The sequence below is a fragment of the Nocardia colli genome, from assembly GCF_008704205.1.
Lineage (GTDB): Bacteria > Actinomycetota > Actinomycetes > Mycobacteriales > Mycobacteriaceae > Nocardia > Nocardia colli.
Window position 1 is genome coordinate 322773 of sequence record NZ_VXLC01000003.1, and the last position, 12648, is coordinate 335420.

At 68.7% G+C, this 12648-nt stretch carries 11 protein-coding genes; 3 read left to right on the forward strand and 8 right to left on the reverse strand.

The features are described from left to right. Window positions 1–173 precede the first annotated feature (173 nt). Complete coding sequence (gene lanKC, locus F3087_RS08255) at window positions 174–2786, reverse strand: class III lanthionine synthetase LanKC (protein WP_223884915.1); 2613 nt, start codon at window positions 2784–2786, stop codon at window positions 174–176. A 173-nt stretch (window positions 2787–2959) separates the two neighbouring features. On the opposite strand from lanKC, the gene F3087_RS08260 reads away from it, so the two are divergent. From F3087_RS08260 to F3087_RS08270, 3 genes are read left to right on the forward strand one after another with little or no spacing between them, the layout of a single operon-like run. Continuing rightward, window positions 2960–3418 (forward strand): hypothetical protein, encoded by a 459-nt coding sequence (locus F3087_RS08260; protein WP_150401255.1) that lies wholly within the window; start codon window positions 2960–2962, stop codon window positions 3416–3418. 24 nt (window positions 3419–3442) lie between these two features. Next, the gene (locus F3087_RS08265; protein ID WP_150401256.1) at window positions 3443–4600 is read left to right on the forward strand and encodes a sensor histidine kinase; all 1158 of its coding nucleotides are present in this window, start codon (window positions 3443–3445) and stop codon (window positions 4598–4600) included. Further along, window positions 4597–5247, forward strand: coding sequence for a response regulator transcription factor (locus F3087_RS08270; RefSeq protein ID WP_150401257.1), 651 nt, complete (start codon window positions 4597–4599; stop codon window positions 5245–5247). Before F3087_RS08265 ends, F3087_RS08270 begins: the two co-directional genes overlap by 4 nt. 1 nt (window position 5248) lies before the next feature. On the opposite strand, the gene F3087_RS08275 is transcribed toward F3087_RS08270, so the two are convergent. From F3087_RS08275 to F3087_RS08305, 7 genes are read right to left on the reverse strand one after another with little or no spacing between them, the layout of a single operon-like run. Further along, window positions 5249–5971, reverse strand: a complete 723-nt coding sequence (locus F3087_RS08275) for an aspartate/glutamate racemase family protein (protein ID WP_191093854.1) — start codon at window positions 5969–5971, stop codon at window positions 5249–5251. Window positions 5972–5973: 2 nt separating this feature from the next. Beyond that, complete coding sequence (locus tag F3087_RS08280; RefSeq protein ID WP_150401258.1) at window positions 5974–7272, reverse strand: NAD(P)/FAD-dependent oxidoreductase; 1299 nt, start codon at window positions 7270–7272, stop codon at window positions 5974–5976. Between the two features lie 7 nt (window positions 7273–7279). Further along, window positions 7280–8155, reverse strand: a complete 876-nt coding sequence (locus tag F3087_RS08285; RefSeq protein WP_150401259.1) for a family 3 encapsulin nanocompartment shell protein — start codon at window positions 8153–8155, stop codon at window positions 7280–7282. A gap of 42 nt (window positions 8156–8197) precedes the next feature. Further along, window positions 8198–9037, reverse strand: a complete 840-nt coding sequence (locus F3087_RS08290; protein ID WP_150401260.1) for an SDR family NAD(P)-dependent oxidoreductase — start codon at window positions 9035–9037, stop codon at window positions 8198–8200. 4 nt (window positions 9038–9041) lie between these two features. Next, window positions 9042–9998: a sulfotransferase gene (locus F3087_RS08295; RefSeq protein WP_150401261.1), complete on the reverse strand. Its 957-nt coding sequence runs from the start codon at window positions 9996–9998 to the stop codon at window positions 9042–9044. After that, window positions 9995–11137, reverse strand: a complete 1143-nt coding sequence (locus tag F3087_RS08300; RefSeq protein ID WP_223884916.1) for an MFS transporter — start codon at window positions 11135–11137, stop codon at window positions 9995–9997. The genes F3087_RS08295 and F3087_RS08300 overlap by 4 nt, the downstream gene beginning before the upstream one ends. 23 nt (window positions 11138–11160) lie before the next feature. Further along, window positions 11161–12507: a DegT/DnrJ/EryC1/StrS family aminotransferase gene (locus F3087_RS08305; protein WP_150401263.1), complete on the reverse strand. Its 1347-nt coding sequence runs from the start codon at window positions 12505–12507 to the stop codon at window positions 11161–11163. Between the last annotated feature and the right edge of the window lie 141 nt (window positions 12508–12648).

Genomic DNA, 12648 nt, shown 5'->3' on the forward strand with positions numbered 1-12648 from the left:
TCCTCTCGATTCGTGGGTGTCGTATTCGGTTCAGCGCACTTCTGCTTCGGCGCGGGTCAGAGGGTCTCCTCCGCGTTGTTGCAGTGGTGCTCGCTGTAGGAGCTGAGCGGGGCGTCGTCGCCGAGTTCCGGATCGGAATGCAGCTGGAGCTTGAGTACCTGGGTCATGTGGGTTCACCTCCTCTGGTGATCTCGTCGTGGCCGGATGGCTTGTGGGGCGCCGTCGAGGCAGTGGTCGAGGGTGAACAGCGGGTCGGGGACGCCGGCGGTGGCGTGCTGGAGGGCCAGCAGGATGCCGGCCGAACCGGTGGCCAGGTCGGCGCTGAGCCGCTGCCCGCGACCGCCGAGCCAGCGGACGCCGGTGTCGCCGGCGATCGCGTACTTGAACAGCGCGGTGGGACGGGACGGTGCGTCGGACAGAAAGTTCTCGTCGGGGAACCGGGCGGCTATATCGGCGTGCACGAGTGCCAGTCCGGCCTGCCCCTGGAACAACCCGGGGGCCGCGGTGAACCGGATGCCGGCGGCGCGAACGCAACTGCGCAGCAGCTCGAAGAGTTCCGCGTCGGGCTGGCGGCCGAGGTAGCGGGCCAGCACGTGGGCGTAGCCCGCGCTGCCGCACGCGAGGTACGGCATATTGCGCCGATCGGCATCCGAGACGCGAAAACCCTTGGCATCGACCGGCAATGGCTCGACGTGCACGAGTTCGTCACGCAGCAGCCGCAGCCCGCGCTCGAACGGCTCGTCCGCGCCGGTGAAGGCCGAAAGGTAGTACAGCGCAAGGGCGATGCCGGGCCGGCCGTGCACGAGTCCGGACGGATGGTCCGGGCCGAGCGCGGGAATCAGCGCGTCCCCGTCGGGGACGGCGTCGAGCAGCCGCTGGGCTTGGTCGAGATGGTCGGGGTCGCCGGTGCGGTGGAAGAACGACAGGTGCGTCATGGCGACGCCCGCCGCTCCACCACCCCAGGCGGCCGCTTCGGTGGCGAGCCGGTGCCGGCCGGCCTCGGCCAGCAGGGTCGTCGCCGCGTCGCGCTCACCGAGATCGTCCAGGACCCAGGCGATTCCGGCATTGCCGAACAGCAGTCCCGGTCCGGTCGTCTTCCGGTCGCGCAGCGCGAGGGTGCGCAGCCGCTCGATCACCTGCTGGTCGATCTCGCGGCCCGCCGCGTGCAATGCGTGCAGGACGCCGGCGGTGCCGTAGGCGACACACCGGGTGTTGGACCGAAGTCCGTCCGGTGCGGTCGGATACGTCCAGCGGGGGTTGGTGAGGTCGGCCATGCGTTCCAGCGCGTCGGCCGTACGGTCGCGCAGCCAGCGCACCGCGTCCTCCGGTGTCGCACGCACCTGGGCGGGCGTCGGCAGCCGTAGCACCGCCGGTGCGGTCTGCGATCGCAGCACGGTCGCCCACAAATCCGTTGGCGGCGGGCATGATTCGGCCAGATCCGCATGCAGGTGGTGCAGGGTTTCCGGGCAGCGCCGGGCGGTCTCGTGCATGGGGAAGACGAGCAACTGCGCGATCGCGGTCAGCCCGTAGGCGTCCACGTGCAGCGGATCGGTCTTCGCCCGTCCGCCCGGCGATCGCGATTCCGGCGGTTCGTAACCGGGTGTGCCGAGCAGGCCGAGCGGATGGTCGACGGGCTGGGTGGCCTCGAAGTCGATGAGCCGCACCGTGTCGTCGTCATCGACCAGGATATTGCCGGGGGAGACGTCGACGAAGGCGTAACCGAGCCCGTGCAGGGTGGCCAGCTGGTCGGCGAGCTGATCGAGGATCCTGGTGCATCGCCGGTAGTAGTCGGCGAACACCGTCGGATCCGCGCCGGCGTGGATCGCCGGATTCGTCGCGACCATCCACTTGGTGAGCGTGCGGCCCGGGATGAATTCGGTGACCAGGTACGTGTGTTCCCACTCGGTGAACAGCTCGACCGGTTCCGGCGCCAGGCCCGGCGCGCCGGCGTGCAGGGCGCGCAGCATCAAGTACTCGCGCTCGAGCCGGCCGCGTGCGTCGTCTTCGCCGCTGTAACCGTTGTGTGCGCGAGCCTCTTTCACGAACACCGGACTGCCGTCCGCGCGGCGGGCCCGGTAGGCGCCGCCCGCGTTGCTCGGTTGCAGCACGCTCTCGAAGGTGTAGCCGTGGAAGCTCACCTCGTCGGTGTCGTCCGCCTCGGGGACCGTGCCGAACGGGTCGGCAGTGCCTGCGGGGAGCAGGAATTCGGGCCGGCGCTCGTCCGGGACCTCGGTGCCGTCGAGGGCGAGCATGGTCGGCAGCCGGGTGCCGTCGGGTTGCAGCCGATGCCGGGCCCGGAACGCGCCGTAGCGGTACGACACACACTGCGACGCACCGAAGCGCCGGTCGGTGAGCACGTATGGTCCTGCGACGCCGGACAATTCGCGCTCCAGCCGTTCGAGCAGGGCGTAGGCGAGCTGGGGCGTGGGCGGATAGAGGGCGCAGAACTTGCCGCTCTGGACTCGGCTGCCGTGCTTGCCGTGCATCCAGAGGAAGTACTGCTTGCCGGTGAGGTGCTTGAACGAGACGCCGAGTTCGGCGCACGCGGTGCTCACCACATCCAGCACCTGCTGTGCGGAGCCCAGCGGGCTCGATACGTGTACCTTCCAACCCTGTTCCGGCAGTTCGGTATTCGGGGGCGCCCAATGGGTCCACACCTCGAACTGATGCCGGGTCCAGCCCGCGGGCGGCCGGGTCGGGTTGTAGCGCCGGCCCGGATCGGTGCGCTCGAATGGCTCGTAGTAGTCGGGGTTGGCGAACGTGAACGCCGTATCCTGGAGCATCATGGTCCCGTCCTTCTCGGATTCGGCCTGTTCGCCGGGGGAATCGAACAAGTCGAGAATGGCCGAGGACGGGGCTCGCGCGAATCGGCCTGCCGCGGTGTTCCCGGCCTACCGCGCCGCGATGAGAACCCTCATCACCCCGTCGTAGCGTCACGATTCGTGCGACACTTCTGCCCATGACGAGGCGTACCTCGGTCGCGGTGTACGCGGTCGGTGATGCGGGCGCCACCGGGGAACTCCTCGGGGCGGCCACTTTGCTCGAGCCGGGCTTCGTGCTGGTCGATCCACCGCTGAACCAGGCCCTCGCGGAGCAGCCGCGGAAACTGCGGGTCGGCGTGTTCGCCGCCGAGGACGGCATCGCCGAGGTCATCGACGTGGCCCAGGTGCGGGTGGTGCCCGACGCGCCGGACCTGGTGCTGCTCCAGCTCGCCGCCGAGTCGACGGCGCCGGCCCGTGGCGTGCCGGTCGAACTGCATTTCGATCGGCTCGGCATCGAGTTCCAGCCGCCGAGCGTCCCCGAGATCGTCGCGGCGGTGCGGGTGGTGCTCGCCGAGGCTCCGCCGCCGCCCGGACTGCCCGAGAACCCGGTCGAGGATCCGCTCCGGTTCGTCTTCCGCCTCTTCGGCGGCGGATGAACCCAGCGTGGGGAACCGCCGCTCATGACACCCGCTCTGCTCCGCAGGATCGCCGACGTGCTCTTCGTGATCGTCGCCGGTGCGGTGGATCTGATCTTCTGGGGCGGCGACCGGGACCTGGTCGGCGGCGCGACGCTGCCGGTCTGGGTAGTGCCGCTCCTTGCCGTCGGCCTGTGCGCGACGCTGCTGGTGCGCGGCCGGTTCCCGCTGCGGGTGTGGTTGGTGGTGTGGGTCGGTACCGGCGTGAATCTCATTCTCCCCGGCTACTTTCCGTTCGCCTACCTGCTCGTGGCGGTCTACTCGGTGGCGAATCGGGTGCCCGGGACCACCGCCCGGCTCGTGCTCGCGGCGTCCGCGCTGCCGCTCGGGCTGTTCAGCTATCGATTCGCGCAGGCCGAACCGCCGGAAGGCCAGCTGCGCGGGTTCGTGGCCGCCGCGGCGGCGTGGGCGCTGTTCCTGTCCATCGCCTGGGGTCTGGGCAGGCTGGCGCACGCGCGTGAACAGCATGCGCGCGCCGAGCGGGACCGGCTCGCCGCCGAGGCCGAAAAGGCGCTCGCCGCACAGCGTTTGCGGCTCGCGCACGAACTGCACGACAGCGTCACCGGCGCGGTGGCGGGCATGATCCTGCACGCGGGCGCCGCACGCGGGCTGGCGACCGGCGCCGATCCGCGGGTGCGGCAGGCGCTGGAGGTGATCGAGCAGGCGGGTGTCGAGGCGATGACCGAATTGCACTCCATGCTCGGGCTGCTGCGCTCGACCGACGCCGGCGGCACCGCGCCGGCCCGCCTCGCCGATCTCGAGCAGCTGCTCGAATCCGCTCGCCGCTCCGGGCTGAACGTGCGGCTGGACGTCACCGGCGCCGCACGGTCGCTGGATCCCGATGCCGACCTCGCGGCCTACCGGATCGTCCAGGAGTCGCTGACCAACGTGACCAAACACGCGGGACGCGACGCGACGGTCACGCTCGACATCGCCTGGAGCGAGCGCACTCTCGACCTCACCGTGCGCAGCTCCGGTGGCCGCGACGCACCTGCCGGGGCGGCGCTGTCGTCCGGCAACGGGTTGCGCGGGCTCCAGGAACGACTCGGTGCGCTGGGCGGTGAGCTGACCTCCGGGCCCGACGACGACGGCTGGTGTGTCCACGCCACCCTGCCCGCCTACGCATCGATCGAGGTGTCATGACGATCACCGTGCTGGTCGCCGAGGACGAGGCGCTGGTGCGCGCGGGCTGCATCATGCTGCTCGGCGCGACCGACGACATCGAGGTGGTCGGCGAGGTCGGAGACGGTGCCGCGGTGATCGAAGCGGTGAAAACCCTTGCACCGCAGGTCGTTCTGATGGATCTGCGGATGCCGATCATGGATGGCATCGAGGCGACCAGGGCGATCGCCGCCGGACCCGACGCGCCGGCCGTCCTCGTCCTCACCACGTTTCACGAAGACGCCGCGGTCCAGGAAGCACTCGCCGCGGGCGCCAGCGGCTTCCTGCTCAAGCACGCCGCCCCCGCCGACCTCGCCGAGGCCATCCGCCGCTGTGCCGCCGGCGACGGCTGGCTCGATCCGGCCATCGTCGGCAGCGTGCTCGGCGCCCTCCGCCGCGCCGGACCCCGCGCCGTCGCCGCACCGACCACCTTGTCGACCCTGACCGCCAGGGAACGAGAAGTGCTGGTGCTCATGGCCCGCGGCCGCTCCAACGCCGAGATCAGCGCCGAACTGTTCATCAGCGCCGCCACCACCCGCACCCACGTCGCCCACGTGATCGCCAAAACCGACTCCCGCGACCGCACCCAAGCCGTCGTCCTCGCCTACCAGAGCGGCCTGATGAGCTGATCTACTGCCTGGGGAACGGGCGGTGGCTCAGGGTGCGGTGGACCATTTCGGTGAGGGTGACTATGTCGAAGACGGGGAGGCCCAGGCGGTCTTGGATCGCGTGGCCGTAGGGGACGAGGTCGGTGCATTCGATTACCAGGGCACCCATATCGGGATTGGCGGTGGCGAGTTGGTCGATTTCGCGGAGGACTTCCTCGCCCAGACGGTCGGCGTTCAGTTCGTCGCGGCGGCCTTCGAGGATTACTTCGCGGAATTCGGGTTGGGCGTCCATACCGGCTACGCAGATAGGGACGGATTCACCGCCGATCGCGTTCAAATGGCGTGGGGTGAGGGCGGCTTTCTTGGCCACCAGCAGACCTACTTTTCGGTCCGCGCCGAGCATTCTATGGACCATCGGCACTTGGATGAGGCTGGAGCTGTAGAGCGGGATCTGGACGGCGTCGGCCAATTGCTGTTGGAAGATGACGAGAAAGCCGCAACCGCTGGTGATCGCCGCGACGCCGCGGGCCTCGAGTTCTTTGGCGGCGATGATGAACGGGTCGAGCAGGGTCGGGTCTGCCTCGGTGACCATTCGTTGCGGGGTTGCGCCGTGCACCACCTGGTAGTCGACCGGAAAGTCGAAAGTCGTCGGATTGCGGATGTGGCCGGGAATTTTGGTGAAGGCGGTGTCCAGGCAGAGTACGCCGATTGTGGTGTCGCCCTTGACACCTGGTTGTTCGTTCACGGTTAGAGCCTTATCGAGCGGGTACTGCTGAAACGATCCGGCCGCAGCGGGACGGGGTCGGTAGTCGGTTCTGCGCCGGCCAGGATTTGGCTGACGAGTTCGCCACCGGCGGGGGCCAGGCCCATGCCGATGTGGCCGTAGCCGGCCGCGACCAGGAGATTGCGCAGGCCGGTGCGGCCGATCACCGGCAGGCCGTCCGGCGCGCAGGGGCGCAAACCGCTCCAGGTTTCGCGGGTTTGCGTTTCCTCCAGTTCGGGGAGATATTCGGTGACCGTGCGCAGCATGCCCTGCACGCGGCGTTCGGAAATGGCGGTGCTCATTCCGGTCAGTTCGAGGCGGCCGCCGATGCGCAGGCGATCACCCAGGGGCACCATTGCCATTCGGCCCTCGCTCAGCAATACCGGCCGGCTCGGGCCGCTGGGCGGCATGTCCACGGTGACGCTGTAGCCCTTGATCGGTTGCAGCGTCAGGCCGATGCCGGCCAGGCGTGCGCATTCGGTCGACCACGCGCCCGCCGCGATGACCACGTCACGCGGGCGGAAGTCCCCGCGATTCGTGTGCAGCCGTTCGACTTTGGCCGCGGAGACCTCGAATCCGGTCACATCGATGTGCTCGCAGATCTCGACGCCCATCGTGCGCAACAGCTTGCCGAACTCGAGCACGAACTCCGGCACGTGCAGGTACGCACCCTCCGGGTTGTACAGTGCGCCTTGGATATCGAAGCGGGTCTTCGGCTCGAGTTCGTCGAGTTCCCCCGGACCGAGGACGCGCAGCGGCACTCCGTTCGCGACAGTTCGCGACACGGCTCGGCCGGCATCCGCGAAGCCCTGCGCGGTCTTGTACGCCAGCACGATGCCCGGCGACTCGAAAGTGTCGGCGATGCTCGGTGATTCGCACAGGTCGAGGAGTATGTCGAGACTGCGCTTCTTCATCGCGATCAGCGTGCGGAAGCCGGCTGCGGCGGCGAGTGGAGTGCATGCGCGCCCGAAATGCGTGAGCCAGCGCAGTAATTCGCGGTCCGCCCGCAATTCGACGTAGAACGGCGCGTCCGCGCTCAACATCCCGAGGGTGCGCAGCGATCGCATCCCCGGTTCGGCCAGCGGCGCGGCGCCGTGGGTGCCGACGAAACCGGTGTTCCCGTAGGAACACGACTGCGGCCCACCGAGCGCGCCACGCTCCAGCACGGTGACCGACGCCCCGTTGCGCCGCAGGTAATACGCACAGAACAGACCGGCGACCCCGCCGCCGACAACCACCACATCGGGGTCGTTGCGCACGGGACTCGCCTCGTCACTCGTCACGATCCACCTACACGGTCACGACGAAGAAGTTGGTCGGTAGGTTGACCACGACCCGCTCGTAGATCTCCGCCATGACCGCCGGACCCGGCTCGGCGAAGGTTCCCGGCGGTGGCTCGGCGAAGCGGATCACCGAACGGCCCGCATCGAAAAGCTGTGCGCCGTGGCCGAAGTCGCCGACGATCGCGCTGCCCGGTTCGACGAGGCGGGTGCGGCAGATGAACACGCCGTTCTCCTCGAGGTCGGCCATCAGGCGGCTGGTACCGAGGGCGCGGTAGTAGTCGACCGGATTGATGATCAGGCCGTCCGCGGTGCCGCCCATCTGCTCGACTTCGTTGCAGGCCCACAGGATCGTCGAGGCGAACGGCCCGGGGTCGGTGATCCGGGCGATGCCGGGGATGTTCAGCAGGCCGCCCTCGCCGCTGATGATCGTGTAGTTCTCGGCGGTGCACAGCCGGACGATCAACCGATAGTTGATGAACGACTCGAACGTCTCCGGGTCCTCCCACATCTGGGGCGGCACCTGCACCCAGGCGGTGGTGGTGAGCAGTTCCGGGATCGGCGACTTGTGGAACCGGCTGGCCAGCTCGCGGCGCACCTCGGCGCCTTCGATCGGCACATCGTCCGCGCCGGGGGCGCTCTCGTGCCAGTAGAACTGGCGCGGATCACGGGACAGGTCAATGGCTTTGAGCACATTGCGCGCGGGATAGCGGGGTTTGCGGCGCGAGCTGGTCAGGGTGTCGGTGATGGTCACGTCGTACTCGACCGACGCGTCGAGCCCCTTGTCCGCGCAGGCCTCGACGAACATCCGCCCCGGCGAAAGCTCCTTCTTGCGATCCGAGACGACCTGCGCCAGCGTCTCTTTGATGCCCTCTGTCTTCAGCATGTAGTGATTCCTTCCCTGTCATCGGCAACGCGCCGAGACTGTTCACTCCGGTTCGGCGGGTCCGTGCACGTCGGCTTCCCAGGGCAGGTGCGCCGAGGTCGGTCCGAGCACGCTCGCGCCGCCGTCGACGAGCTGGACCGTGCCGGTGAGATAGGAGGCGCGCTCGCTCGCCAGGAAGGCGGCCACGGCGGCCATCTCCTCCGGGCGGGCGATCCGGCCGACCGCCGTGTGCGTGCCCATGGCGTCGAATTGTGCTTCGAGCGAGCCGTCTGCGGATTGCTGTGCCGCAACGTGTTCCAGCAGGGGAGTGCGGGTCGCGCTGGGGGCGAGCACGTTGACGGTCACGCCGTCGCGGCCTACCCCGGCGGCGAGCGACTGGGCGAAGCGCACGATGGCGGCGCGGGTCACGCCGGACATGGCCAGGCCGCTGATCGGGACGCTCGCGGTCTCCGACGCGACGAACAGCACCCGGCCCCAACGCGCGGTCCTGAGGTAGGGCAACGCGGTGAGGGCCACATCGACGGCGGGCAGCAGGATTGCGTCGACCGCCGTTCGATAGTCCGATGTCTCGAAGCTCGCGGCGTTGCCGGTCGGCGGGGTGCCGCCGCTGATGACGACGACGTGCAGCGCCCCGAACTCCGCGGCGACCTCGTCGATCCAGCGGCGGGTGGCCGCGCTGTCGGTGATGTCCACGCTGGTGGCGTGCACGCGGCCGCGCGCGACCTCTTTGACGGCGGTTTCCGCCGCGGCGAGCCGACCGGGGTCGCGCCCGCCGATGGCGACGTGCGCACCCTCGGCGGCGAGCTCCCTGGCGATCGCCAGCCCGATTCCGCTCGTCCCGCCTGCTACCAGCGCGACTTTGTTCTCCAGACCCAGGTCCACTCGGTCAGCCCTTTCCGTTCGAATCCGTTGCGCCGAAGCGGTATCCGTAGCTGCGGGCGAGCGGCCACGACAGCGCCGCGACGGTCCGCTGTGCCGATCTCGCCAGACCGGTCCGCCAGGAGTCGTCGGTCGGGCGGATGACGGTGGCGCCGACGTTGAAACGGTCCGGGTTCCCGGTGACCGTGTGATTGGCGTGCAGTTCGACGGTTCGATCATCGAGGGGGTTGTCCGCGGGATCACTCGCGCACAGCCGCAGCATTTGATCGACCGTGCCCGCTGGATCGGCGATGAAATCCTCGTACCGCAGGAACATCGACCGCTCGGGATGGCGCTTGGTGAGCGCGTGCGCGGCGAGATTGAAGCCGGTCCAGTAGCCGGTGCTCTTCGCCGGACCCATCGCGTACACGTATTCTTTCGGCTTGCTCCATGATTGGGCCACCGCGCGGGGATCGCGGACCAGATGGACGTAATACGGGGTGATGCCGTCGAGATGTTCGAGCAGCGCCGATTCGCCGGGGATCTTGGTGGTATCGACGATGACGCGGGACTCGGTGCGCTTGGCCACGGCCTGGTAGACCTGGGTCATCAGGTCGGCGTGCGCCCGGATCTGCTCGTTGTGCAGACCGCGCCTGAGCACCTGCCAGGTGTGCCTGGTCCGGACGTTGCCGAGTTGCCGGCGGATGACCTCGTCGGCGTGCTGCACCAGGCTGGTTCCCGCGGGCTGCCCGATCGGCAGGATGGTGGACCAGACCGGGCAGTCGACCAGTTTCCTCCCGCAGCCGCAATCCTCGTTCACCCCGCGGCCCGCCGCGTTCTTCCATAGAAAGTGCAGTTCACCGACGTGGAAGAAGCCGGGGATCTCGTTGAGGATATTGCCGATGATGGTGCTGCCGTTGCGGCACCAGCCGGTGATACATAGGACCTTCAGCGGTTCGCCGTTGTCCGATGGTGGGTTGGTCATCTCTCGACTGCCTTCTCGATGGACACCGATTGCCGGAGCGTCATGGCCAGCACCGAGGCGGCGAGCGCGCAGGCCGCGCCGACCACGAAGACGGCCGGATAGCCGAAGCCGGTCGCGATCGCGCCGGTCGCCGGGCCCCACACGAACAGGCCCAGATCCCAGAACGAGGTGTAGGCGCCGAGCGCGGCTCCCTGCTTCGAGCTTTCGGTGTTGTTCATGACGATCAAGGCCAAAGACGGGTGCAGCAGCGAGAATCCGACGCCCATGACGATCGCGCCGAGTACCGCGATCGGCAGGTTCGGGGCCCAGGCGATGATCAGCAGTCCCGCGGCTTCGCCTGCGCCACACCAGGTCGCGACCCGGCGCGGTCCGAGCTTGTCCGGCAGATGTCCGATGACCAGCCGGGTGCCTGCGTAGACCGCGCTGAAGGTGCTCAAAACGATGACGCCCGAGTCGATTCCGCGTGCTTGCAGGCCGGTGATGACGAACGCGGCCAAGCCGACATAACCCGCGGCACCAAGTGCGAGGCCCAGACCCGGCAGTACGGCGGGGCGCAGCAGGAGTCCGCGGCCACCGCCGGACGGTTCGACGTGCGGCTGCGGCGCGACGATGCTGATCAGCACGAGCCCGACGAGCGGCGCGATGGCGCAGAAGGCCCAGACCGCGTCGATCCCGAAGTGGCGCAACACCGCACCGAGCGCGGTGCCCAGCGAGATACCGCCCCACATCGCGACGCCGTAGAGCCCGATCACCTGGCCGCGGCGGTTGTGCGGGGCGAGGGTGACGGTCCAGACCGCGCCCGCGACGAACAGCGCGGCCTCGCCGACGCCGACCAGCAGGCGCACCGCCAGCAGGCCGGCCAGGCCGATCGGCAGGAAGTAGAGCAACCCGCCCACCGCGATGGCGAGTGCGCCGAACCGCATGACGGAGCGGTGGCCGTGGCGGTCTGCGAGTCCGCCGAAGATCGGCCGGGTGAGCAGCGCGGTGAGGGCGGTGGCGGTCACCGCGATGCCGACCGCGAAATCGCCGGCGCCGAACTGGTCCCTGACGTGGGCGGGGATGACCGGGATCGCCGCGGACAGGCCGAGGTATCCGCAGAACAGTCCGCCGAATACCCCGGCAAGTGCGAGGCGCGGCATCGCCCCTGTGTCCGAGGGTGCGGTCATCGTCGTCCGGCCCACGCGGAGCTGGAACCTTCGTCGGTGGCGATCGGGTCGTCGCTGGCGGCCACCTTGCGCACGGCCGCGACGAGTTCGTCGCAGTCCGCCTCCGACAGCGTCGAAGAGAGCGGAATATCCACTGCGCGTTGGAGATAGCGAGTCGCGTTGGGCAGGAGTTCCTTGATGGCCGGGGTCTCCATGCCGCGGAACATGAACCGCCAGTTCCAGAATGCGCGGATGTTGTGATCGTCGTCCGAGCCGAGGTTGCGGGCCTCGATGCCCTCGTGGCACAGCGCCCGGGCGAACCACGGCGCGCGGCCGGTCGGGACCAGGAAGATGAAGGCTTCGCCGAGGTAGGCGCCGGTGGCGACCGGGCGGCGGATGTGGATCCCGTCGACGTCGGCCAGGGCGGCGGCGACGTAGTCGTAGTTGCGCCGGAAGGCGGCCAGCCGGATCGGCAGCCGGTCGAGCTCGGCGCGCAGCAGCGCGGCCCGGATCTCGTCCATCCGGAAACTGAGCAACGGTAGGTCCAGATCGGTGGCGATCGGCGGCTCGCCGTCCGGGAAATGACGGCGCAGCCTGCCCTCGTAGGCGCCGGAAAGCACTGTGGCGCGGGCGAATAGCGTGCTGTCGTCGGTGAGCAGGAAACCGCCCTCACCGCTGTTGAGTGCCTTGTCCGACTGGGTGCTGAAGCCGCCGGCCAGGCCGAAGGTGCCGAGTTTGCGGCCGTCCAGTTCCGCGCCGAGCGCCGGGACCGCGTCCTCGAATACCGGGACGCCCATTTCGTCGGCGAAGCGCAGCAGGGCGGTCATGTCGCCGGCGAAGCCGCGCATGTGCACCACCATGATCGCCTTGACCTGCGGGGTCCATCGACTGCGCAGGTCGGCCACGTCCAGGTGGAGGTTTTCGTCGACATCTACGAGGAAGGGGGTGCAGCCGGCGAGCAGAATGGCACTCGGCGTCGCTGCGAAAGTGAAACCGGGACAGGCGATCAGGCTGCCCGGCTCGATACCCGCGGCCATGATGGCCAGCGCCAGCGCGGTGGTGCCGCTCGACGTCGCCAGCGCGTGCTTACATCGGAAGTAACGACAGAGCTCCGCTTCGAACTGGCTGCATTCGGTTTCGTGTGCCTGACGATAGTCGTAGCGGAAGTAGAGGTGGCTGCGGATCGCCCGCATCGCCGCTTCCTCGTCCTCCGGATGAACGCATACCGCGCCGCGATCGTAGGTCGGCCAGGGTGCGCGCCGAATCGGGTCGCCGCCGTCCAGGGCCAGTCTCGAATCGGCGGCAATTGCCGCGCCCGGCAATTTCCGGGCCGATGCCGAATCATCGATCTCATTGTCCGCCATCGCAATTCCTACCCAACTAAAAAATAAAACATTGGCGAGTCGCCACCGTATCGCCCACCGAGTTTCTGCGGTACCCCCAGTAGGGCGTTTGCGCAACGCTACACCGAACCTTCATTCCGGATACCCGAAATCGATTGCTCG